Annotated in this window: 25 protein-coding genes and 1 riboswitch; of the genes, 6 read left to right on the forward strand and 19 right to left on the reverse strand. The window is 28.3% G+C overall.

Going from position 1 to position 23,231, the window contains the following annotated elements:
- Positions 1-43: 43 nt before the first annotated feature.
- Complete coding sequence (locus BN2409_RS14570; protein WP_053957338.1) at positions 44-592, reverse strand: hypothetical protein; 549 nt, start codon at positions 590-592, stop codon at positions 44-46.
- Between the two features lie 183 nt (positions 593-775).
- Between BN2409_RS14570 and BN2409_RS14575 the strand changes: the two genes are divergently transcribed.
- A complete protein-coding gene (locus BN2409_RS14575; protein ID WP_053957339.1) occupies positions 776-1,186 on the forward strand; it encodes a hypothetical protein in 411 nt (136 codons plus the stop codon).
- A gap of 244 nt (positions 1,187-1,430) precedes the next feature.
- On the opposite strand, the gene BN2409_RS14580 is transcribed toward BN2409_RS14575, so the two are convergent.
- The gene (locus BN2409_RS14580; RefSeq protein ID WP_053957340.1) at positions 1,431-2,318 is read right to left on the reverse strand and encodes an SPL family radical SAM protein; all 888 of its coding nucleotides are present in this window, start codon (positions 2,316-2,318) and stop codon (positions 1,431-1,433) included.
- Positions 2,319-2,591: 273 nt separating this feature from the next.
- Between BN2409_RS14580 and fabG the strand changes: the two genes are divergently transcribed.
- The gene (gene fabG, locus BN2409_RS14585; protein ID WP_053957341.1) at positions 2,592-3,368 is read left to right on the forward strand and encodes a 3-oxoacyl-ACP reductase FabG; all 777 of its coding nucleotides are present in this window, start codon (positions 2,592-2,594) and stop codon (positions 3,366-3,368) included.
- 58 nt (positions 3,369-3,426) lie between these two features.
- Here fabG and BN2409_RS14590 read toward each other — a convergent pair whose 3' ends face one another.
- The 5 genes from BN2409_RS14590 to BN2409_RS17360 all read right to left on the reverse strand — a co-directional run bounded on the left by BN2409_RS14590 (position 3,427) and on the right by BN2409_RS17360 (position 8,918).
- Positions 3,427-5,826, reverse strand: a complete 2,400-nt coding sequence (locus BN2409_RS14590; protein WP_053957342.1) for a homocysteine S-methyltransferase family protein — start codon at positions 5,824-5,826, stop codon at positions 3,427-3,429.
- Complete coding sequence (locus BN2409_RS14595; protein ID WP_053957343.1) at positions 5,816-6,484, reverse strand: vitamin B12 dependent-methionine synthase activation domain-containing protein; 669 nt, start codon at positions 6,482-6,484, stop codon at positions 5,816-5,818. The genes BN2409_RS14590 and BN2409_RS14595 overlap by 11 nt, the downstream gene beginning before the upstream one ends.
- Before the next feature lie 15 nt (positions 6,485-6,499).
- Positions 6,500-7,393, reverse strand: coding sequence for a methylenetetrahydrofolate reductase [NAD(P)H] (metF, locus tag BN2409_RS14600; RefSeq protein WP_053957344.1), 894 nt, complete (start codon positions 7,391-7,393; stop codon positions 6,500-6,502).
- A 104-nt stretch (positions 7,394-7,497) separates the two neighbouring features.
- Positions 7,498-7,599, reverse strand: a riboswitch (SAM riboswitch).
- 128 nt (positions 7,600-7,727) lie between these two features.
- The gene (locus BN2409_RS14605) at positions 7,728-8,555 is read right to left on the reverse strand and encodes an Rpn family recombination-promoting nuclease/putative transposase (RefSeq protein WP_330375476.1); all 828 of its coding nucleotides are present in this window, start codon (positions 8,553-8,555) and stop codon (positions 7,728-7,730) included.
- A 150-nt stretch (positions 8,556-8,705) separates the two neighbouring features.
- Entirely contained in the window at positions 8,706-8,918 is a 213-nt protein-coding gene (locus BN2409_RS17360) for a hypothetical protein (RefSeq protein ID WP_199873052.1), read from the reverse strand.
- 129 nt (positions 8,919-9,047) lie between these two features.
- On the opposite strand from BN2409_RS17360, the gene BN2409_RS16995 reads away from it, so the two are divergent.
- A protein-coding gene (locus tag BN2409_RS16995; protein ID WP_110943159.1) for an IS3 family transposase occupies positions 9,048-10,195 on the forward strand; the annotation gives its coding sequence in 2 pieces (ribosomal slippage) (positions 9,048-9,309 and positions 9,309-10,195; 1,149 coding nt in all).
- On the opposite strand, the gene BN2409_RS14620 is transcribed toward BN2409_RS16995, so the two are convergent.
- From BN2409_RS14620 to BN2409_RS14640, 5 genes are all read right to left on the reverse strand, one after another.
- On the reverse strand, positions 10,173-10,610 hold the full coding sequence (locus BN2409_RS14620) for a hypothetical protein (protein ID WP_053957346.1): 438 nt from the start codon (positions 10,608-10,610) through the stop codon (positions 10,173-10,175). The two genes, BN2409_RS16995 and BN2409_RS14620, sit on opposite strands and share 23 nt — an antisense overlap.
- 332 nt (positions 10,611-10,942) lie before the next feature.
- Positions 10,943-11,254: a hypothetical protein gene (locus BN2409_RS14625; RefSeq protein WP_053957347.1), complete on the reverse strand. Its 312-nt coding sequence runs from the start codon at positions 11,252-11,254 to the stop codon at positions 10,943-10,945.
- A 15-nt stretch (positions 11,255-11,269) separates the two neighbouring features.
- Positions 11,270-12,028, reverse strand: coding sequence for a helix-turn-helix domain-containing protein (locus BN2409_RS14630; protein ID WP_053957348.1), 759 nt, complete (start codon positions 12,026-12,028; stop codon positions 11,270-11,272).
- 142 nt (positions 12,029-12,170) lie between these two features.
- The gene (locus BN2409_RS14635; RefSeq protein WP_053957349.1) at positions 12,171-13,022 is read right to left on the reverse strand and encodes a hypothetical protein; all 852 of its coding nucleotides are present in this window, start codon (positions 13,020-13,022) and stop codon (positions 12,171-12,173) included.
- Positions 13,023-13,081: 59 nt separating this feature from the next.
- On the reverse strand, positions 13,082-13,489 hold the full coding sequence (locus BN2409_RS14640) for a hypothetical protein (RefSeq protein ID WP_053957350.1): 408 nt from the start codon (positions 13,487-13,489) through the stop codon (positions 13,082-13,084).
- A gap of 372 nt (positions 13,490-13,861) precedes the next feature.
- Between BN2409_RS14640 and BN2409_RS14645 the strand changes: the two genes are divergently transcribed.
- The gene (locus tag BN2409_RS14645; protein ID WP_053957351.1) at positions 13,862-14,998 is read left to right on the forward strand and encodes a plasmid pRiA4b ORF-3 family protein; all 1,137 of its coding nucleotides are present in this window, start codon (positions 13,862-13,864) and stop codon (positions 14,996-14,998) included.
- 102 nt (positions 14,999-15,100) lie between these two features.
- On the opposite strand, the gene BN2409_RS14650 is transcribed toward BN2409_RS14645, so the two are convergent.
- The 5 genes from BN2409_RS14650 to BN2409_RS14670 all read right to left on the reverse strand — a co-directional run bounded on the left by BN2409_RS14650 (position 15,101) and on the right by BN2409_RS14670 (position 18,946).
- Complete coding sequence (locus BN2409_RS14650) at positions 15,101-15,475, reverse strand: ribosomal maturation YjgA family protein (protein WP_053957352.1); 375 nt, start codon at positions 15,473-15,475, stop codon at positions 15,101-15,103.
- A gap of 87 nt (positions 15,476-15,562) precedes the next feature.
- The gene (locus BN2409_RS14655; RefSeq protein WP_053957353.1) at positions 15,563-16,186 is read right to left on the reverse strand and encodes an SGNH/GDSL hydrolase family protein; all 624 of its coding nucleotides are present in this window, start codon (positions 16,184-16,186) and stop codon (positions 15,563-15,565) included.
- A gap of 98 nt (positions 16,187-16,284) precedes the next feature.
- On the reverse strand, positions 16,285-17,022 hold the full coding sequence (locus BN2409_RS14660) for a Bax inhibitor-1/YccA family protein (protein ID WP_053957354.1): 738 nt from the start codon (positions 17,020-17,022) through the stop codon (positions 16,285-16,287).
- A gap of 131 nt (positions 17,023-17,153) precedes the next feature.
- Positions 17,154-18,131 carry an AraC family transcriptional regulator gene (locus BN2409_RS14665; protein ID WP_053957355.1) on the reverse strand — a complete coding sequence of 326 codons (978 nt, stop codon included), beginning with the start codon at positions 18,129-18,131 and terminating at the stop codon, positions 17,154-17,156.
- A gap of 281 nt (positions 18,132-18,412) precedes the next feature.
- A complete protein-coding gene (locus tag BN2409_RS14670) occupies positions 18,413-18,946 on the reverse strand; it encodes a GNAT family N-acetyltransferase (RefSeq protein ID WP_053957356.1) in 534 nt (177 codons plus the stop codon).
- A 116-nt stretch (positions 18,947-19,062) separates the two neighbouring features.
- Here BN2409_RS14670 and BN2409_RS14675 point away from each other — a divergent pair, with 116 nt between their 5' ends.
- Both BN2409_RS14675 and BN2409_RS14680 read left to right on the forward strand, forming a co-directional pair.
- A complete protein-coding gene (locus BN2409_RS14675; protein WP_053957357.1) occupies positions 19,063-19,314 on the forward strand; it encodes a hypothetical protein in 252 nt (83 codons plus the stop codon).
- A 308-nt stretch (positions 19,315-19,622) separates the two neighbouring features.
- Positions 19,623-20,876, forward strand: coding sequence for a hypothetical protein (locus BN2409_RS14680; protein WP_053957358.1), 1,254 nt, complete (start codon positions 19,623-19,625; stop codon positions 20,874-20,876).
- Between the two features lie 119 nt (positions 20,877-20,995).
- Here the strand turns inward: BN2409_RS14680 and BN2409_RS14685 are convergent, their stop codons facing one another.
- Complete coding sequence (locus BN2409_RS14685) at positions 20,996-22,276, reverse strand: FAD-dependent oxidoreductase (RefSeq protein ID WP_053957359.1); 1,281 nt, start codon at positions 22,274-22,276, stop codon at positions 20,996-20,998.
- Entirely contained in the window at positions 22,277-23,227 is a 951-nt protein-coding gene (locus BN2409_RS14690) for a sulfide/dihydroorotate dehydrogenase-like FAD/NAD-binding protein (RefSeq protein ID WP_199873053.1), read from the reverse strand.
- Between the last annotated feature and the right edge of the window lie 4 nt (positions 23,228-23,231).

Consider the following 23,231-nt stretch of genomic DNA (forward strand, 5'->3'; position numbering starts at 1 on the left):
ACACAAGATTTTCATCAACACCGATTTTCATTCCTATGACCTATCATTTCCAATACCCAGAATGATCATATATAATTACACAATTATTATAAATTTTACATACTCCTTCATATTTAATACGATTATTTTCTTTAACATCGGTAATATAAACAAATTCAAGATGATTCTCTTCTTCATCTTCAATCCATTGACTAGTAATTAAATGTCTATCACTTATAAACTCATTCAACCATACATTCTCATCCGTTTTAAAGCATAAATCATAATTGCAGTTATGAAGTCCTCTAATTTTAATATCATCGTCTAATTCAATTTCTTCATATATCCTATTCCCATAAAACACTCTGCCTTTGATATGATGATGATTTATTTCTGCCACAACAACTGTATCTTTAAGATTTTCTTTATCTATAGCATATATTTTTTCAATTTGAGTTTTAAAATCTTTTTCCCTAAAATATATATTTTTTTCATCTATTTTTAAATATCTTACCCATCCATCTGAATATCTTTTGCTAATTTCTTTAAATGGTATATTTTTTTCACCTACTTTAATAGCTTCAGCAAAATCATCTATACTTATTAAATACAACGCCTCTGAAAATGTAACTGAATCTTTATCTAATTGATTCGCTTGTATTTCCTCATAAATGTTCTAACCTCTTTTCCAAAATAAATTATATCAATGTTAAATAATTATGTCATTTATATATGATGTATTTATAAATAATTTATGGTAAAATGATAGAGTATATTTTCTAGAGGAGTGATATTAATGGACATTACGAATTTATTTGCTGTTGGAGCAGCGATTGGTTTAGCAGTTGGAGGAGGTTTTTTATTTTATCATTACAAAAAGAAAAATTTAGAGAAATTATTCACCCAGACATATGAAATGACAAAACAAATCCCCAAACAAAAGAAAAATAGTTTTGTACTACTGATGTTTAGAGCATCCCTTTTGTCAGCGAGAAGCAACAAAGATAAAGCTTCTATTTCCAATAAACTGAACAATCCTAAATATGTAAATATGCAATTAATGCAAATGTCAAATATTCTTAAAGACCAATCCAAAGTACATGATAAAACAATGAAAAGAGCATTAAATTTACTTAGTGCTTATCAAACATGGGAAATAGCTAAATTGACTAAAGATAAACAAGTGATTCAAGATAAGGCATCATAATAGAATATAGGGATATTTAACAACACATATCCCTACTTTACTTTGAAGCTCACTATGATCATCTTCTAGCTCTATCGGAACTCTTTAATGATTCATTTAGGTTATGATACGATCTTAAATCCTTATCATAACCTAAATATTCTACTTATAGTAATTCTCCTCTTATCTTTACTCTACATATTTTAATTAGTAAAATTTCAGTATTTGAAATATTTTTAAGCCATCATTTCAAACAATCTATATACTACTTATCTAAAAAGCTCATTTGCTTTTCCTCATATTCATTTTTATAACTACTGATAATATCTTTCATTTTGTATAATAAATTGAATTTATCACATTCTGCTTTAAAAATTTTCCACAGCTCTGCTGCACGCTTTGAACGACACTCATAAGAAAATCTATATTCTTTTATGTATTTTTGACTTGTCCCTTTAAAATGTTCATCTAGCTTTTTTAAAAAATAAAGTCTTTGATTTTGTCTAAGTGTTACACCAAAAGCAGGATAGACAAATCTTGCTCCATTTTCCTTGGCTAATCTTATAATTCTTAATATATTTTCATTGGTATCTTCAATAAATGGCAATACCGGCATCAGTAGTATCCCTGTAAAAATCCCATTTTCAGAAAGTTTATGAATCGCATCAAATCTCTTAGATGATACAGCTACATTTGGTTCTACTATTTTGCACAAATCATCATCAAAACTAGTTACTGTCATCTTTACAATGATAGGAGAATGTCTTTTAATCCTTTTGAGTAAATCTATATCTCTTGTAATTAAAGGACTCTTTGTAGCTATGGAAACACCAAATTCATATCTATCTAATAATTCTAATGCTCCTCTAGTAAGTTTGTATTTCTCTTCAAAGGGATTGTATGGATCCGACATTGAACCTGTTCCAACTACTCCCTTTTTACGTTTTGATTGAAGTTGTCTTTCTAAAATTTCAAGAGCATTTTTCTTTGCCCTCACTTCATCAAAATTGTCTATATGATAACATTCACTCCTGCTGTCACAATAAATACATCCATGAGAACATCCTCTATAGATATTCATATTATAATTACATCCAAACCACTCACCACTACTATAACCTGATAATATCGTTTTTGCTGATATGTAATCCATTTTGTCTCCTTATTTTTTATATAGTTTCTATATGTTTGTATTTATTGTACATCATAAAATAAGACAGCAGTGTGTCATATTTCAAAAATAGTCATATCTTTTATCATATCTTTCATAATACCAAATTCATGTTTAGCCATATCATCCCCCTTTTATACAAAATATTCAGATTTGTAAAACTTATCTGCAGAAACGATAGATAATATATGTTTAAAATGGTACAATATAGAAGATATTTTTGTTTATCATTTACAAATAGTGAGGAGGTATACAATGGCTGAAAGAATGAAAAACAAGGTTGTGATTGTTACTGGAGGTGCGAGAGGTATAGGAAAAGGTATTTCTCATGTTTTTGCAAGTGAGGGGGCAAAGGTTCTAATCGTAGTAAGAAGTGAAGATGATGCTAAAAAAGTTATAGAAGAAATTAAAATCAATGGTGGTGAAGCATCTTATTTTTTAGGAGATGTTAGTAATCAAAAAGATATGGATAATATGGCTAAAGCTTGTATTGAACGCTATGGTAAAATTGACATACTTTGTCATAACGCAGGCATATTTCCAGAAGTAAGATTAGAAAATATGACTCTTAAAGATTGGGAACTAGTGAACAATGTAAACTTAAAGGGAACATTCCTAGCTGTAAAAGCTTGTATGCCTAATATGATAGAAAATCAATATGGAAAAATAGTAATTACTTCATCAATTACTGGAAACAAAACAGGCAATCCTGGATTAGCTCATTATGCTGCAACAAAAGGTGGAGTAAATGGATTTATAAAAACTGCTGCTATTGAACTAGCTAAACATAATATTACAGTAAATGGTGTAGAGCCTGGAAATATAATGACTGAAGGTATGGGTAGTCAATTAGGAGAAGAGTATATCAAAGCTCAAGAAGCTTCTATACCAATGGGTAAATTAGGTGAGCCAAAGGATATCGCTTATGCTGCATTATTTCTAGCTAGTGATGAAGCTAAGTACATTACTGGACAAACAATCGCTATTGATGGTGGACAAACTCTCCCAGAATCTATGTTTGCAGTTCACTAAATCATTCTATTAGTAAAATCATCTCATAAAAATAAGATTATGAGATGATTTTACTTCTTTATTTATCTATTGATGAACTTCCTAATACGGTTTTAGCAATTTCTACTGCTACTTGTGCATCCTTGGCATAATAATCAGCTTGAATCATATCTGCATATTCTTGGTTAAGCACAGCTCCCCCTACAAATATTTTACAATCTATCCTATTTTCTCTTAATGCTATAATTGTCTCCTCCATACTTTTTACTGTTGTAGTCATAAGAGCACTTAACCCTACAAGTTTTATTTTTTGTTCTTTTGCAGTCTTTACAATATTTTCAACAGGAACGTCTTTTCCTAAATCCAAGACCTCAAATCCATAATTTTCAAGAATTGTTTTTACAATATTTTTCCCTATATCATGGATGTCTCCTTTTACTGTAGCCAATATAATTTTTCCTTTTGAAATTTTACAATTTCCATCTTGGAGCATTTTGTCTTTAATCACTCCAAAAGCATTTTTCACCGTTTCTGCCGATTGAATGAGTTGTGGTAAAAATATATCTCCCTTTTCAAATTTCTTTCCTACCATATCTAATGCAGGAATTAAATACTCATCTACAATTTTTAAAGGCTCTATCGTTTCTAAAAGTTTTGTAACTTCTTTTGTTGCCTCATCTTTTAATCCTTGAATAATAATATCTTTTAGATCTTTGTCATGAACATGAGCTTTTTCTATTATTCTTTTTTCACTTTTTCTACTTTCATATTCTTGTATATATTTTTTTGCTTCCTTATCTTGGTTAGAAAGTACTTTAAATGCATGGATGGTATTGATCATCCCTTGGTCCAAAGGATTTAGAATAGGTGCATCTAGCCCCTGTGTCAGTCCCATAGCTAAAAAGGTTTGATTGAGTAACTGTCTATCTGGTAATCCAAAGGATACATTACTTACCCCTAAAGAAGTCTTTACATTGTATTTTTCTTTGACCATCCCTACAGCTTTAATGGTTTCCATCACTTCAGATTGTTGTGCACTCGCTGTTAGTACCAAACAATCAATCATAATATTTTCTTTAGGTATTCCATAATCTTGAGCGGTACGAATAATTTTTTGTGCAATTTTTACTCTCTCTTCTGCCTTTTTGGGAATTCCTTCTTCGTCTAGCGTGAGACCAATGACACAAGCTCCATATTTTTTGACAATAGGAAATATTTCCTTCATGACCTGTTCTTTTCCATTTACTGAATTGATAATGGGTTTTCCATTATAGATTCTAGCAGCAGCTTCTATTACTTCCTTATTTGTACTATCTATTTGAAGAGGAATATGAATAATAGATTGTATCTCTTTAATTAAATGAGTCATTGTTTTTTGTTCATCAATTTCTGGAAGTCCCACATTTACATCTAATACGTCTGCACCTGCTTCCATTTGAAGAATAGCTTCATTTAATACATAATCCATATGATGATTTCTTAATGCTTCTTTTAACTTTTTATTTCCTGTAGGATTTATTCTCTCCCCTATAATCTTTACTTCATTTCCTAATACAACTGTCTGATTAGCAGAACAAACTGCTGTTATATGCTTTTTATCTGGTATGACAAAAGGAACAGGCTTTACTACTTCTATCATAGCTTTGATAAAAAGTTCATCCGTACCACAACATCCACCTATAATATTTACTCCGTTTTCTGCAATTTTTTTTGCATAAAAAGCAAATTCACAAGGATCAATATCATATACAGTTTTATCTCTATCTACTTTTGGAAGCCCTGCATTAGGCTGTACCATAATTGGAATAGATGTATATTTTACAATTTCTTCAACAATAGGCAATATTTCCTTTGGTCCAAAAGAACAGTTTACTCCTAAAGCATCTACCCCTAATCCCTCGAGGACCATAACCATTGTAAGAGGATCCGTTCCAGTAAATGTTCTTCCTGTATCATCATAAGTCATAGTACAAAATATAGGTAAATCACTATTTTCCTTTGCAGCAAGAACAGCAGCCTTTGCTTCATAAATATCAGATAAGGTTTCAATCAAAATCAAGTCACATCCTGCTTTGGCCCCTGCCTTTACTTGTCTTTTAAAAATCTCATATGCCCTATCAAAGCTTAGTGTTCCGATAGGTGTCAATAGCTGACCAATAGGACCTATATCTAATGCAATATACTTATCTTTCACATCTTTTATAGAATCCTTTGCTACACTTACTGCTTTTGTAATCACATCCTCTACTGTATATCCAGTTTTTTCAAGCTTTAGTTCATTAGCTCCAAAGGTGTTGGTTGTTATGATATCTGCACCTGCTTGAAGATATTTTTTATGAATTTCTGTAATAATCTCTGAATGAGTAAAATTATAAATTTCAGGTATATCTCCTGCACATAGTCCTCTTTTTTGCAATTGTGTACCCATAGCACCGTCAAAAAATAATCTTGTTGTTTTTAGTAGATCTTTAATTGCCACAAAAATTCTCCTCTCTTTTAAATGTACAATCTCTATATTTACTACATTCCTTACAACTTGAGTGCTTTGTGGTAATATTATTGTCTTTAAAGCCAATAATAGCTGTTACAGATTTTCTAGGAATTAAAATCTTTTCTTTCGTACAAGTAAGACCAATTTTTTTATATGCTTCTAAGGTATCTAAAATCATAGGCTGTATATCTATCGAAAAGTCTCCATACCCTGGACTATATCTATGGGTAATTCCTAAATTTCTGCTATTTGCTTGCTTTTTTATTTCCTTTTGTACCTCATCGCAAAGACTTTCTACAGCTGTAGTGGCACAAGCATCTAAAATAACAGCTTTTGTTAAATTTGTTTTTTCATATAATTTGATTTTATTTTCTATATGATTCCCAAGAGTTACAGCCATAATGGCACAAGTACTTGAATCCTCTAGATGATTTATAATATCTTTTCCTTTAAAGATAAGCCTACTCCCTAATATTTCAATATGTTCATCACCTTTTTCTATATCAAAAACTTTTATTACATATTTACATTGTACACATTGTTTTGTTTCCTCTATACATGTATCAATCAATCTATCTAAATTTTCATCTATATTTTGATGCCTATATCCTAAATACCGTAGTACTTCATCTTTATGAATATACAATTTCGTTCATCTCCCTTACACTGCATGCTTTTTATTGAGAGCATATATAATAGAGCTAATGTTTGATACAATTCTTTTTGCTACTTCCGGATTATTCATAGTATAAATATGTATGCCATCTACTCCTGAAGATAATAAATCTATAATTTGATCTGTAGCATAGGCAATACCTGCATCCTTTAATGCTTCAGGATTGTTTTCATATTTGTCTATAACTTTTAAAAACTTTTTAGGAATATACGCACCACACAAAGATATAATACGACGAATCTGATTTTTATTAATCACTGGCATAATCCCAGCTTGTATAGGAATATCGATATTTCTTTTTATAGTTTTTTCTTTAAATTCGTAGAAAAAATGATTATCTAAAAACAATTGAGAAATAAGAAAATCCACTCCAGCATCTACTTTTTTACCTAGATTGAACAAATCTTTTTCTTTTGTTGTATCCATATGTCCTTCTGGATAGCAAGCTCCTCCTATGCAAAATTTTTGATTGATCTTGATATGTTTTATCAAATCAGAAGCATATTTAAAATCTAGTTCTTCTGACAATTTAAATTCAGGATCTTGTGGCAAATCTCCTCTTAGAGCCAATACATTTTCAATATTATTTTCATTTAATTCTTCTAATATATTATTAATTTCTTTTTTATTAGATGTAATACCAGTAAGATGTGCCAAAGCTTCTATATCATATGTATTTTTGATCATAGATGCAATTTCAACAGTTTTTTTACTTGTACTTCCCCCTGCTCCATAAGTCACACTAATATAATCAGGTCGTAGAGGTGCCAAAGCATCAATTGTATTATAGATGGTTTGAATCGAAGCCGATGGTTTTGGTGGAAATATTTCAAACGAAATAACTGGTTTTTTCTTTGTAAAAATATCTTTTATGTACATAAAAACTCCTCCTCATAATAAAATTAAATTTATAAACAAAAAAACCTCTTCTAAGATGAAGAGGTCTTTACCTAATATCGCTCTATGAGCATAATATACACCTTTTCTCATCTTTCAGAACAACGTTCTGCAGGATTTAGCACCTAGCATAATGCTGGTTGCTGAAGCTTCAATGGGCCCGTTCCCTCCACTTCTCTTGATAAGAGTATTCAATTGATATTTTATTTTAAATTTATTGAATATGATTATATATAAGTTTTGTAAATCTGTCAATATAATTTTTAGATAAAACAACTTAAGATCTACCTAATGCTTATAAATACATATAACTATTTTAATTTTTTAGTTTTAATATTTCTTCTTTTGTTAAGCCAGTTTTAATTGATATAGTATCTATATCCAAAACATCTAATAAATTTTTTGCTATTTCTATTGCTTTTATATATTCTCCTTCTTGCCTTGCTGTATCTAGTTCTTCCTGTTTATCTATAAATGCTTTTAGATTATTTTCATACAAGCTTCTTTCATCTTCATCTAGATACATTACATCTAATACTTCTATAGCTTTTTTAATACTTGAATCTTGTTCTAATTCTTTAGGAATTTTATTTTTACTATATTCATAAGCATGATTTAAAAATGTAACCCATCTATCTAATCCTGTTTTTAAATCTTTTAATTCTTTATCAAATTTTTTGAGTTCAATAAAGTGTAATTCTAGTAAATCTGAAAATTCTTTTCCTGTTCGTAGGTTTAAAAGCTTATACATATTATGATATTCTTTTCCCTCTAAGTAATCAAAATCTAATATATTGATTCCTATTGTTTTATTGAGCGCTCCATATCTTCCTTTTTCTAACAATTGGTCTGTATATACCTTTGCCCAATAATACAATGCTCTTTTATCATAAAAGCTTTGAGGAGCTACTTGAATTTCTATATCATACCACTTTCCTTTTTCATCTACAGCTTTGATATCTAATATAGACATTTTTCCATTAATATAATTAGATACATTGTATGGATTTTTTATAGTTATATCCTCAATTTGTTCATCTATCAATATTGAATTGATAAATGAAATCAATAGATCTTTATTTTCTTCACTACCAAATAATTTTTTAAATGCCAAATCTACTTTAGGATTGATTCTACACATCATAATCACTCTCCTATAGATACTTTTCTTATATTAAGAATACCACAAAAGAGGCTTTTTTATAATACATAAAAAGCCTCTCAAATTAATGTTTGTATATTCTCTGAATCTCTATGGTAGATATAGTAAGTATATGGATAATGGGAAGTTGTATTAACATGTTAAATCTATCATTTTTACTATTCTATCTGAAGGTAAGGATATTCCATCAACTAAAAATACCATTGGGTTATCATTCAGAACAACATTATCAAACTGGCGAAACATAATAAAATTTAAAATTTTTAAAATAAAATACTCAATTCTACTTTTTGTACACTTAAAATCATATCCTCCCTCAAAGGTACTATCATCAATTTCATTCAAATTAACATATGTTTTAATAATATATGGTTTACTATTCTGTTCCCAACAATGAGTGTCCTGCTATACTAAAGTTGTAACACCTAACGCTAGTTTGATGTTATAATTCAAACATAGAAAAGGAGTTGCAAAATGGCGAATAAAAAATATGACCCAGAATTACAAAAGAAAGTATTACGTCTTTATCTTGAAGAAGGTCGGACTGTAAAAAGCTTAACTGAAGAATATAATTTAGGGAATGGTACATTGAGATATTGGTTAAACAAGCACCGTGAAGAATGCAAGACAAATACTGATTTAAAAGAAGAAACAGATTCTTATATTGAAATTCAAAAGCTGCGTAAACAGCTGGAAGAACTTGAAAAGGAGAATCGTTTTCTAAAAAAGGCGGCTGCATTCTTCGCGAAAGAAATCGATTAAAAATTTATGAATTCATAAAAAAATACTGCAATGAATTCGGTTTACGATGGCTATTATCCAAATTTAAATTATCCCCTAATGCCTATTACAATTATCTTAAAAAGAGAAAACAAAAATATTTTAAACACAAAGCTCAATTAAAAGAATTAATTGAGACAATTTATCATAGTAAAAATGGTACTGTAGGTTATCGCATGATAGCAGATTTACTTAAATTAAGTAATGTATCATGCAGTTATCCCACGATTTATAAGTATAGGAAAGAGCTAAATTTAAAAGCTATAATTATGAAAAAGAAACAAAAATATATAAAAGGAAGTATTCATAAAACTTTTAAAAATCTCTTAAATCAAGATGTTACTGCTTCCAAGCGAAATGAAAAGTGGTGTACTGATTTTACCTATCTTACATTAAGCAATGGTCAGAAACGTTATAATTGTAGCATCATAGATCTGTATGACAGAAGTGTAGTTGCAACGTTGAACAGTAAATGGATTGATTCAAATTTAGCTATAGATACGTTGAAAATAGCATTAAAAAATAACCTAATCAAAAATAATTTAATTTTGCATAGTGATCAAGGAGCGCAGTTTGCTTCAAAAGAATTCGTAAAATTCTGTGAATCTAAGGGTGTCACACAAAGCATGAGCAAAGCTGGTTGTCCTTATGATAATGCAGTTATGGAACGATTTTATAATACATTTAAAAATGAACTTATTAAACAATATCGTTTTGATACTGATCAGCTTCTCAATGAAGCTGTTAATGACTATGTTTATGAATGGTATAATTTTTCAAGACCACATTCGCATAATCAAGGAAGGACACCCTTCGAAGCTAGGTATGGAAATCAAAACTAGCACATAATGTTACAATTTTACTTGACCAGAACAGAGCAATCTTTGGTTTTCTCACAATTTCTGATATTTTTTTAATTATCTCAGGACATCTATTTAAATGTTGTACATTTATGTTAAGATGTATTCTATCATTATAAAGAAAACCATTAATACAATGATCACCATTGATTCTGCTTCTTAATAGTGAATTTTCATTACAATCTACTGGAATATCATTATGAGTAATTATCAAGTTTCCTTCACACTCGCTAAGTTTAATGTCAAACTTTTGTAAATAAGACTTAATACAATTTTTCTCTCTAAAAATATCTACTAAATTCAAAAATCCTTTTTTGTAAGAAAGCTTGTCTTTTATTGCAGCTAAATGATAAAAATATATCCCCTCAAATCTTGAAATAATTAAATCATAATCCAACTTAATATTTACAGTGTCTAAATAAGAATAAAAATCTAAAATATCAAACTAATAAAAAAATTAGTTCGTTCTTCTTGCTCTATTGTCCGGTATTGAAATACAATAAATTTTTCAATTAACGTTTTTTCTAGATCAATTATTGTTTCTAACGCAGTTTGTTTATCAAAGCAATCCAAATACATGTTTCCTCAACTCCAATTAGTTTTTGAAATACACACTTTATAGATTCATACATATACTCCACTTTGAAAATAATCTTAGTTCATATCTAAAATGTATTTCATATAAGATGAATTTAATTCAAGTTGCTTTAAATATTCATTACTAAATGTCTATCTATTTCTTTCAATTTTATTTGCCAATTCTCTAAACTGATCATTTATATTTTTGACAGTTTCCTCTCCTATGTCTCTAAAATTGACGCCATTATACTCAATAATATTTTCAAGGAATGCATCAATTAATTCAATATTTTTATCATGATAATACGTAGATAAGCCAGCCACAATTGCTGTTACAATTCCACCATATTCAATAAAGTCGGAATTAACAATGCCACCCAATGCAAATCTCTCAGTACCTGGTCCTATAAGCCGTCTAACTCTTTGCTCAATTTGAATTGCATATTGATGTAAATTCACCATATCAACTCTCCTCTCTTACGCTAATAAAATTAAAAAACAAACAATTATAATCAAAAGCATTGGAATAGTTCTTAGAAACACGCCTTTAATAATAGTTTTAAATTCTACTTCTGTATTCGAAAAATCTTTTCCAATAATAAAGTGAAACATTGTAATAAATATTACAAATAAAATAAGATACGGTAAATCAATTGCTAAAATTGTTTGCATTGCTAAAAGCGGATTGTAAAAATCAATTTTGACGTTTTCAATCAATTGAATATTAAAAACTATCATTGCTATAGCTGTAATTATCAAAGTCAATATTTCTCCAATACGCCCATAGAATGATTGTAATTTTCCATACATTTCAGTTTTAATTTCCTCAATGTCATCTTTTGAATTTTTTCTATCTTGTTCAATACTTAATTTAATTTGTTCCATTTCCTTTTTTATAAGATTTATTTTTTCTATAGATTTCTTAGCACTTAGAGCATCTTGATATGACAAAGCCTTAATATCATCTTCAGGAAATTCTTCTACTTCATTAGATTCAATATAATCTTTAGCAATACTGGTAATAATATATGTTTTTGTTCTTCCATTATTTTTAATTAACAAAAACTTTTTATCTGCAAGTTTTTTAATATGATATGAAATTGAAGCTCTAGTATTCTCTAATGCAACTGCAAGTTCTGCTAAAGATACTTCAATTTCTCCAATAAATTTATCTTTTGAAACTATATATGATAGTATTTTTTCTTCCAAATCATCTAATTTTTCATTTTCTTCCATCTGAAACCTCCTAAAACCATAAAAACAACGTATTTTATTGTTAAACAAAAATCCTATACTTTAGAACTGTACACACTTCTAATTTTAAACACTTCATACAACTAGTTTCAGATTATTACCTTAGTGAATATATTCACATAAATTATGCTTTTATCTCATAAAACCCAATGATATTTTCTTTAATAACAGATTGATTATCTTTTAAACGTATAATTGGATTATTAAATCTAGTATTCCACACATTATGATACACTTGCACTAGATAGTATATTACATACTTGTAAGTTAAATATATTTTAGATTTAGTAGTCTTAAGTTTAGCATGTTCATCAAAAATAATATCTTTGATATCAACTAAAAAACCCAATGCATATAATGTTGATATTTTTCTCCATTCATTTAAAATATCTTGTCTGTTAAGCACGTAGCATATGTCAGAAACAATTTCAGGACAATCTCTAATATGTTCTACATTACTATCTTCCCAAAATAAATGATTAAATAAAAAACCATTTATACAATTATCAATATATTCTCCTCGTGCCTTTAATCTCTTTTTTATACGGTAAGCATATGAACCATCAAAACTGTTCCAGTCTACTATTTTATTATTGAAGAAAGTAATTAGGCCTTGTGATGTCTCTTTAAAATTGATTCCTTTACACGCTAAAAATTTACTCAGATCTGTAGTTTTAGACAAAACCTCCGTAAGGCAATATATATTTGATTTATTTGGTAATTTTGTTCTCGTGGTAAGATGGGATATAACACATTTATCAAATTTTATCATTTCAAATAATTCAGTATTATTGTTAAACTTAACACCTATTATTTTTAAAAAATTATTTAGTTGAATATCTCCTACAAAGATATTGTTGAATGGTTCATAGTATTTCAAATAGTTATTTATATTTTGTTCACTACAATCACAAATATTTGATATTGATTCAATGATATCCTCGTATGAAGTCGTCCATAATACCTTCTTATCCACAAAATCACCCTTTTTATCTTAAGTTCTGTAATATTTTAATCAATACGTATATATTCTAACTAATCGAATATTTTTCTAAGTTTTATCTGCAATTCATCATAAGTAAATCTATCAGGATTATATAGTGCACACTCATTGTCATTTCTTGCTGCAAACTCAACTTTTAGGGGTTTATCACTATCTTCTACTAAATTGTTAAAATAATCTTCTACGATTTTTAAATTTTGTTTAGCCTGTAACCGTTCTTCTTCGTTCTTAATTCCTTCAACACAATTCTTTTCCTCTGGACTAAAAGTTACTTTTGTAATAAAAGGATACTTTCTGCAGTCAATAATACCATATCTCTTAAATGTTCTTGATAAAAAGTACTCATCTCTAAGTTTAGTAAGTATTTCTTCTTTTGTTAACGACTGCATCCCATAAAATCTCGATGTTTTAAAGTCTGGATTAATTGAATCTTTTTTCACATAATCTCCCCCAATCTATATCATACATAATCTGAAATATTCACCATATTGCTTATTTTTAATTTAAGTATTATATTTGCTGTACGAGTTTTCCATTATAAACATTACTTTCCTCTACTTCATAATTTAACAAGATTCCACTACAAATCCTATATTTTAAAAATACAGCTCATATCAAAGTCTTTATAATATATTTTTACAAAACATTCCAAATTCCTCCATATAATTTTCGACATTTTTATACAATATCAAATTATAGAAATTTATTATCTCAAAAATAGTGGAAATTTATAATCCACATAGATTATAATAAAGTTAAAAATATCGTTAGAAATTTTTAAAAAATATAATTTGAGGTAGGAGTATTGAATCATGCTAATTCAATGTACAAAAAAATTAATAGAACAATTAAATATAGACCTAATGATACCAGAAGAAGAAAATCTTCTTTTTTCTTGGCATGCCAATTTGTTAACTATCAATCGTAGAAAAACGATAGTACTTGTAAATGATAAAAATAGATATATTATAGTTTTACATGGTTTAAAAGCAAAAGATTTTAAAAATTTAGATGAACATATTATACAAGCTATTCGTGAAACTTTTCAAAAAGAATGTATTAAAGATGAGATTATAGAAGAATATATTCATCATTGTAAAAAAATCACCTATACAAAAACAAAAAATCGCTCTATGGTTGCAAGAATGAACAAGGCTTGTGAACTGTTATGGTATACAGATGATTTATTAGAGGATCAATCTATTTATAAAAGTACTATAAGTATAAAGCTAAGCCAATATTTTGTTGGAAATGGAAACAATGACTATATCATCCCAAGTGAAGAAATGTGCAAAGATCTTGAAATTTTTTCAGGACAATCAGTTTTTGGCTGTACAGCTGCACAGCTAAAAATAACGCTAGCACTTGAAAAACATATTGTATGGAGGAAAATAATAGTTCCAATAAATATTACCTTTAAAAAACTACATCATATAATACAAGCTTCTTTTGGATGGAAAAACTATCATCTACATGAATTTTATATTTATGATCATAAAATATTAGATCCAACTTTATCTCCTAATCACTCTGCATATTCTAACAAAAATTATAAACCAATTATTAATCTAGTATGTGATGAAGAAGCCTTTGATTATGAAAATGACACACCTATGAAACTTGAAACCAAAGTAAAACTATCAGAATATCTTCCCTCTCAAATAAAATACCTTTATGATTTTGGAGATAGTTGGCAGCACTATATAGAAGTTGAGAAAATGATCAATGACTATGATAAAAATTATTCTGTATGTATTAAAGGTGAAGGGAATACTCCACCAGAAGATGTAGGTGGAGAGTACGGATATGAAGAATTTCTTCACATAATAGCCAATAAAAAACATCCACAACATGATGAAATGCTCGTATGGGCAAAAAGTCAAGGATATACAAATTTTGATATTGAAAAAGTGAATAAAGATATTAAGTTCACAAGTAGGATGAAATGATATTTTGGGATCATACTTATAAACTTAAAAGAGGCTTTTTTATAATACATAAAAAAGCCTCTCAAATTCATATTTATATTTCCTGCAAATTTACATAAAATTTTACTTGTATATTTTTTCAAGAGTCACACCTATTATAATCCCAATTCCATAGCATACTAAATCACTCCACAAAAATCCATGTCCTAAAATCAAACTAAATAGCTTAATACTTCTAATATGATCAATCCATGGTGCATGATATAACTGGCTTATTTCTATTAAATAAGAAAAGATAAGGGCATATGTAGCAATGGTGTATGTACTTTTGTCCTTAAATATATATCCCATCATAAAAAATACCATCAATGCCCACAAACTATCTCCTACAAATGGTGCTATAGATACTGGTAGATAGCTTGTATATTTTCTTGAAGCTACTCCTAATATAATTGTAAATATAATTAATAATCCATAAATCAATCTATTTCTTCTCATTTTTATACTCCATTTAATTTATCGTATATTGTTTAGCTCATTTCCTATTTATGATACGATTCATTGTTTTGAAACGTTAATCTTTATTTAGAAAATACTTCTTATATAGTCTGAAATAAATACTCCTAATTTTTCATGTGCCTCAGGATCTAAGTGTAGTCCATCAATTTTACTAGATCTAATAATCTTAGAAGCATCTAACAAATAACACTGTCCTTGAAGAACATTTTGAAATTCTCGTGAAAATTGTAAACTCTTTTCTAATGCCCCACACATAATACCTATGTTTTCTGCCTCTTCCTCTAGTGGTGGAGGAATAATCACTAGTACTTCTGGAGGCTTCATATTAGGACCTGTATCACTCCCTTTTATAATCTTTACTAACGTTTCAACCCCTTTTGCCACATCTACTGCCTGTAAAGAGAATCTATGCTTTAAATCATTACTTCCTAAAAATAAAACTACCAAATCAATAGGCTTATGAGTATGAATACAAGGAAAAAGATAATTTTTTCCATTTCTATATTCTCCTTCAATAGGATCATCCCAAACTGTAGTTCTTCCATTCAGTCCTTCAGAAATAACTTCATATTCATCTCCTAATCTTATTTTTAAAATAGAAGTCCATATCATATTTTTTTCATATCTTGTCTTTGTCTTTGGATTATACCCCCAAGTATTTGAATCTCCATAACATAATATCGTTTTCATCAACATCACCTTTTTATTAAAAATTTATAATTTGTATTTACATAATGATAGCATATAATAACAAAGAGAGAAATCTAATGAAAGATCCTCTCTTTTTACTAATCTCTATCATTTAGTTTCGCTAATAATCTTAGAATTTCTAGATATAACCAAACTAGAGTAACCATTAATCCATATGCTCCATACCATTCCATATAATCAGGATATCCTCTATCTACTCCATTTTCAATAAAATCAAAGTCTAAAACTAAATTTAATGATGCAATGATTACCACAAACACACTAAACAGAATTCCTATTAATCCACTTTCATGTATAAAATAAATTTCTGATCCAAAAAATCTCATAATCATACTTATTAGATACACCAATCCAATTCCCATTGTAGCAGCACAAACTCCAAGTTTAAAATTTTCAGTAGGCTTAATGATTCTTGACTTATACAATATAAGTAACGATAGTAACACTGCCATAGTAATCATGATTGCTTGAATAACTATTCCTTCATAACTTAATTCAAAGTAAGCAGAAATTCCTCCTAAAGCCAACCCTTCTAATAAAGCATACATAGGAGCCGTAATCATAGCAATATTCGGCTTAAATACAGTAATTACTCCTACAATCAAACTTCCAAAACAACCAATCGTCATTAAAGAACTCACTAAAGACATATTGCCCTTATAAAATGTTATCCAAGTAAATACTGCCGTAACCATGGCTAAACTTAGCAACATGAATGTCTTGTTTACTGTACCCCCTAAAGTCATCACTCTTCCTTCAATAACCCCATAATTCTTGTTAAATCCATTTTTTAATGCTGGATTTGCTCTTCTCATAAAATTTCCTCCTTATTAAAGTACTATTATTCCAATTTACCAAATTTTTCATTTCATTACAAGTATTTTTTTGAAAAAAAATAGTTCATAAATGAATCCATTTTATGTATCCTTTGATTTTATGATATATTTCATTCTATATAATGAATATTTCTATATTTCTTTGGTGTGATCCCATAAGTTTCTTTAAAAATGCCTGCAAAATGGCCTGCATTGGTATATCCAACCTTTTGAGCAATCATTTGAACACTATCATCAGAATTTTGAAGAAGTAACAAAGCATGATTCATACGCATTTCTTTTAAATATTGATAAACAGTAGTTCCATAAACTTGCTTAAATGCCATTTGAAATCTCGTTTCACTCATATTTGCAATGGATGATAATTTTTTTATGGATGGATACTCAGATAAATCTTTTTTCATAAAAGTGATTACCTTATTTAATAATCTTTTGTCTTTTTTATCTAGTTTAACAGATAATCTTGTTTTTTTCATAGACTGGTGTAGATCATGTGTAACAAGAGACAGAACCTCTAAAACTTTGCTTTCAAGATAAATATGTTGTGAAGCACCAACTGCTTGACAATCTCTAATTTGTTGAAACACAAAATTTAGTTCAGGTGAAATTGGATTTTTTGATACGTACTTCATAGCATCCTTAAAGCTCTCATAATGATCTCCGTATCGCTCTTTTAAAAAAGAATCAAAATAATCCTTTGTAATAATAATCTTTGTAAATTTAGTAAGCTTTCCTCCTTCACAATATGCATGTACAGTTTTATTTGTATTCACGTAGCAACAAATTCCTTGCTCCACATTCTTTGTTTTTCGGCCACCCACTTTAAAAGAACTTGCATCTGTTTCAAATTGACTAATTTCAAAATAATCTTGATAAATGGTTGAAACCTTTTCAAAGGATTCCTTTGGCGTATAATTAGCAATTAAAATTAAAAACGTATTGTTGAAATTAATAATACGAAAATTACCATCACCATATTCTGAAATCATTTTATAGAATTGATCATGCTCTCGAGAGTACTCTGGCCTAAAAACAAAATGTAGCTGTTCTGGTGCTGTATGGAAGTATTCTATAATAGATTGATTCATAAAATTCACCTCTTCTCTAATACTATCATTTTATCACAAAAAATAGACACAATAAGCCGAATTACTATCACAATATTGCAAATAATCATACATATTTTATCCTATAATCATTAAAACCACTAAGATACAAAGACTTTTAAAAATAAACTTATAGAACGTTCTTAAGATAGATTATTTTTTATATGAGAGTATAATAAAAAATGTAATTAGATCTATCTAACTACATTTAGAAAAAGAGTAAATTCTTTTGAATATATAAAAAATTTACTCTTTCATACAATTTACTCATTCTCATATGAATCATTTTTTTCCTTTTCAAAATATTCTTCTCTTAACATAGAAAAAATCATTTGATTTAAATATCCTCTTTCATCTTTGTAGGCTTGCCGTAACTCTCCATCTAAATGCATTCCAATACTTTCATATAGATGAATTCCCACTTTATGATGTGGATATACATCTAACCAAAATCTATTCGTATTTAAATTTTCAAAACTATATTTCATAATTCCTAAAAGAGCTTCTTTCCCATAACCACATCTTTTTTTAGAAATTGCAATTCTTCTTAATTCAAAAACATCTGATCTACAATCTATTCTACATAAAGCATATCCTACAATATTATTGCCTTTTTTTTCTCTAAAAGTCAACAATAAAGCTTCCTTATTATTGATTTCATTTAAATGTTCTTCGTATGTACCTTGCCAAATAAATTCTTTATTTTCTGGATGGTTCTCTAGTTCAATAATTGTAGGAATATTCTCCTTTTGTGCCAAGCAAATATTTAATCTCTTTGTATTTATAAGGATCTTCATAATATCCTCCCCCTTTTATTCTAAACTAAAATTTGATTCAGAAAATATTTTGAAATGGCAATACGTAAAAATTAAAAAATGAAAGGATGGCATCTTTATTTTTTTCAACTAATGTTTTGAGTAATTTATTATTAGATCTTTTTGGTATAATAATTTGTTTTGGATCAGCAGGACTTATATGTATCAAATTAGGTAAATCTTTGAATAATAAGCCACAAAAAACATATATTGATCAAGAAACTGGAGAACAAGTTATATTAAAACGAAAACATACTTTATTTTTTGTTAAAATAGAGACATGGCGAATTATATATATTGTATTTGGAATAATTTTACTTATTGCTACCATTATTGCTTATATGAGTTAAAATTTCACAACAGCATTGCAAAAATACTTTTTCTATTTTAACAGTTCACGAATAGTTAAATTTGACTAAAATTAATTTGTAAAATATAGGAATTTAGAACTAAAATACAAGTTATTTTCTTGATACTCTTTTATCATATGGTATGATTTTTAAAGAAGTAGCATATTAGATTATTCTATATAAAATTTAAATCTACAAATTGGGAAGATTTTTTAAAGTCCTATGAGATAAATTTTTCTTTAGTCTATATATTATATGCTAAGATGCTAAAATCTACATAAAATATTTGAATGATAGAGGGTGATTTGTTGAAAAAAATATGTTTAATAATTATCTGTTTTATCATAGTATTTATTTGTACCGCATGCAATAATGAACCTAAGACAGATGAATTATTGGTATTTTTAAAAAAGAAAACTGGTCAAGAGTTTATTGTGAATTCAATAGAAAATACTGGATATACTCCTACAGGTGCTTGGTGGACAGTTAATGAATGGGCTTTTAATATAAGCCCTAAAGATAATAAAAGTATGACATTCATTGTAACTCAAGGCATGGTATCTAGTAATTTTGATGAAGAGACCTTATTCGAGATCATAGAACAAAGTTGGAAAGCAGAATTAAAATGCTTGCTTAATGATCAATTAAAACAATATTTTGACACATATCACTTTACCATTAAACCATTTGCCTTTAAGCATTTTGCTTCAGATTTAAAAAAGTATCATAATATAAATATAAAAAAAGGAATAGATATATATCATTTACCTAAATTTAGTGAATATCTGAATAAACATGAAAGTTGTAAAAAAAATAGTTTATCTACACTTGATATAACTATATATGGTGAAAAAAAAATAGATTTAGATCATATGGTGGATGAAGAAGATGATATTATACAATTATATAATGATATTGATAAAACATTAAATATATATAATCATAATAATACAACTCTAAACTTTTGTATAGAATATGAAGATAAGATAAGTAAAATCAAATCAACATCAGATATTTATACTGATGAAATCATGCAATTAAGAGAAGGAAAGTATGAAAAAATATTTTATAAAGAAATCATATATCCTAAAATCGTTCAATATTGGGAGGATGATATAAAAAAATCTGTAACTAAGTTCATAGAAAATAACTTAGAAGAATGTACAGAGAATATTTTAGTGACAAATGGGTGTAATTTTACAAATTCCTATTATGAAGAAAGAGCTTTACTTGAAGATAAATTTCATATTTATTTGGACTATGATTTTAAAAGAGAAGATATTCCAGATTTTATGAGTGCTCTAGACAATGGTGATGATGTGTTTAAAGTTATAACTATAACCATAAAAAAATATAAGAACATAAAAAATTACTCAGATAAAGAACTTTTAAAAGAAAAAGAGGAAATAATGAATCTGTATAAAAAACTAAAATATGACTTATTCAATGGAAAAAGTATTTATCTTTTCATTAATTATTATAAGGATAGAGATGAAGATGATTCATATATTGAAAGAATATCTATATCTGATGAAGATGAAAAAGTAACTATATTCCGCTAAAAATTTATGTCAAGTATAAACTTATAAAAGATATTATTGCTTAAAAAATAAAAAAATCTATATGTATTTCATAAATAAAAAGTTGCTTAATAGCAACTTTTTATAAAATTATATATAGTTTATATAAGATTTTCTTCATAAATATTGAGTAAATTCATTTTTTCAATTCTCTTTTTAATTTTTTCTATGTCTGTCGTATAAAGATCTAATTCTTTCATTCTTTGAAAATAATCTGCTCCTGCAAAGGTATATCTTGTTCTTAATCCTTCTTCTGTCTTTCTTTGTTCGCTTTCATAAGAAATCAAATCTCCTATGGCAATGCTACGAGGCAGTTCTAAAAGTGATATACCTTTTATCAGTCTTACACTATTGTGTCCTGCTAAACTTCCTGTAACAATAGCTTCTGTATGACCTACAAATAATCCTGATTTTTCTCCTGCACAAAATAGGTTTTTAAGTCCATTTACTTGCATTTTATTATTTCTTGGTGCAATAGATAAATATCTTATAGAATTTCCTACTCCTCCTGAATAAGGATCTTCATATCTTGCATTTTCTAACCCTTTAAATTTTCTTAGCTTTTCTAGTGGATAAAAAGGTGCCATAAGCTTTGCATGACCCGTATCTAATAAAACAATATTTTCTGCAAACTCTTTGAGTGCATATTGCTGACAAACCTTCATATCTAATTTTTTCATGTTGATTTCTTCTTTTGGAACAGGAAGAAGTACTACCCCTGTATCATTTAGCTTTTGCACTATTTCTTCACTTAAAGAATCTTTATTTAATTTACATGATCCACTAAATGCTCCATAAGTTCCATCTTTTCTTTTTCCTATGTCATCTTTGATTCCTGCTTTACTCGTAATACTTACTCTAGGACCAAAGGAAGGACATCTTAATATACACATAGAACATCCATTTCCATATTTCAGGCAATTTCCCATAGGTCCTGTAGAACCTGTTGTTTCAATATATACATCTGCTTTTATTTTCCTTTCATCTTGCAAAACAATGGATGCAATTCTTTGATCTTTTACTTCTACATCTACAACTCTTGACTTAAATTGTAGATCAATACCCATTTCTTGAAGCAACTTTCTTACCATAGGTTCAACTTTACAAACATCATAAAGATTTGCATGTTTATGACCAGGAAATTCAATATTTACATGTCTTGAAGCTTGATCAGTCACTTCAAATAATTCTTTGGCCCCTAATAATATATTTTCTTCTGCTGCCGTATATCTACCATTGTTTCTCATGATTCCCCCTACATTTCCAAGTCCTAGCAAAATATCCATTCTCTCAAGTATTGTTACATCTGCTCCTGCTTTCTTTGCAGTTATAGCTGCTGCTACACCTGCCCATCCTCCCCCAATGATTACTACCTTTGCCATTTATTTTCCCTCCTCTAAAATTTCTTCAGCTTTTACTTGCATTTTACACATTCTCACCAATTGTCCGCTCTTTGTTTTACAAGTACAAGCACCACAAATTCCTTCTCCACAACACATAGATGAATTGTTTGTAAAAACAAGCTTTGACGTATCTTCAATTTCATCTTTCACTATATTATGAAGTTTATCAGATCCCGAACTATAAATTAAATCATAATTTTCTTTTAATAAAGATGTTAATAGATCCACTCCTTTTTGATTTCTTAGAGAAATTTCTATAGGGTCTATTTTAAATTCTTTCATATACTCTTTTATAAAATCCACTCCTATTTTTCCAGGATCCATGACAAAGGTAATATGATTTTTATTTTTAAGAAGATGTTTGATAGCAAGAATAGAAGGTGCTAATCCTACTCCTTTTCCAATGAATAAAACTTTTTTCTCCTTTGTTTCTTTTAATTTTTTCATCCCTATTACGCCATTCCAATAAGGGCCTCTTACCAATATTTTTTCTTCGCAAGACAAAATATCCTTCGTCTTAGGTCCTAAAATTTGTACTACAAATTGTATTTCTCCATTCTTCTCATCTACATCCATAATAGACATAGGTGTATCAAAAAAATATGGTTTTTCTATATGTCTAATAAAAATATAGGACCCCGGATGCTTTAATTTTAAGGCTAACTCTACATCCACTTTTACTTTAAAAAGAATATATTCATCTTTTATTACTTTTTTCTCAATAATCTTTCCTTCTACCGTTTTTCTAATATCTTTTCTTTTTTGACCATTCCAATAAAATTCTTGATAGATACATATCCCCTGCCAATTGCAATCGCATAGCTCTTTTCCTTGTAAATGATTACACATGATACACTCTTTCATTTCCGCTAGGTAACATGGGCAATATTCACTTCCCATATCTACACATATGTGATCTTTATCGCTCAAATTT

The sequence above is a fragment of the Inediibacterium massiliense genome (assembly GCF_001282725.1).
GTDB classification, from domain to species: Bacteria; Bacillota; Clostridia; order Peptostreptococcales; family Thermotaleaceae; genus Anaerophilus; species Anaerophilus massiliensis.

What these genes read in the sequence shown, in the direction of transcription:
- BN2409_RS14575 (WP_053957339.1), top strand. Translation starts at nt 776, where the DNA reads ATGGACATTACGAATTTATTTGCTGTTGGAGCAGCGATTGGTTTAGCA.
- BN2409_RS14580 (WP_053957340.1), bottom strand. Translation starts at nt 2,318, where the DNA reads ATGGATTACATATCAGCAAAAACGATATTATCAGGTTATAGTAGTGGT.
- fabG (WP_053957341.1), top strand. Translation starts at nt 2,592, where the DNA reads ATGGCTGAAAGAATGAAAAACAAGGTTGTGATTGTTACTGGAGGTGCG.
- metF (WP_053957344.1), bottom strand. Translation starts at nt 7,393, where the DNA reads ATGTACATAAAAGATATTTTTACAAAGAAAAAACCAGTTATTTCGTTT.
- BN2409_RS14605 (WP_330375476.1), bottom strand. Translation starts at nt 8,555, where the DNA reads ATGATGTGTAGAATCAATCCTAAAGTAGATTTGGCATTTAAAAAATTA.
- BN2409_RS14625 (WP_053957347.1), bottom strand. Translation starts at nt 11,254, where the DNA reads ATGGTGAATTTACATCAATATGCAATTCAAATTGAGCAAAGAGTTAGA.
- BN2409_RS14630 (WP_053957348.1), bottom strand. Translation starts at nt 12,028, where the DNA reads ATGGAAGAAAATGAAAAATTAGATGATTTGGAAGAAAAAATACTATCA.
- BN2409_RS14645 (WP_053957351.1), top strand. Translation starts at nt 13,862, where the DNA reads ATGCTAATTCAATGTACAAAAAAATTAATAGAACAATTAAATATAGAC.
- BN2409_RS14650 (WP_053957352.1), bottom strand. Translation starts at nt 15,475, where the DNA reads ATGAGAAGAAATAGATTGATTTATGGATTATTAATTATATTTACAATT.
- BN2409_RS14655 (WP_053957353.1), bottom strand. Translation starts at nt 16,186, where the DNA reads ATGAAAACGATATTATGTTATGGAGATTCAAATACTTGGGGGTATAAT.
- BN2409_RS14660 (WP_053957354.1), bottom strand. Translation starts at nt 17,022, where the DNA reads ATGAGAAGAGCAAATCCAGCATTAAAAAATGGATTTAACAAGAATTAT.
- BN2409_RS14665 (WP_053957355.1), bottom strand. Translation starts at nt 18,131, where the DNA reads ATGAATCAATCTATTATAGAATACTTCCATACAGCACCAGAACAGCTA.
- BN2409_RS14670 (WP_053957356.1), bottom strand. Translation starts at nt 18,946, where the DNA reads ATGAAGATCCTTATAAATACAAAGAGATTAAATATTTGCTTGGCACAA.
- BN2409_RS14685 (WP_053957359.1), bottom strand. Translation starts at nt 22,276, where the DNA reads ATGGCAAAGGTAGTAATCATTGGGGGAGGATGGGCAGGTGTAGCAGCA.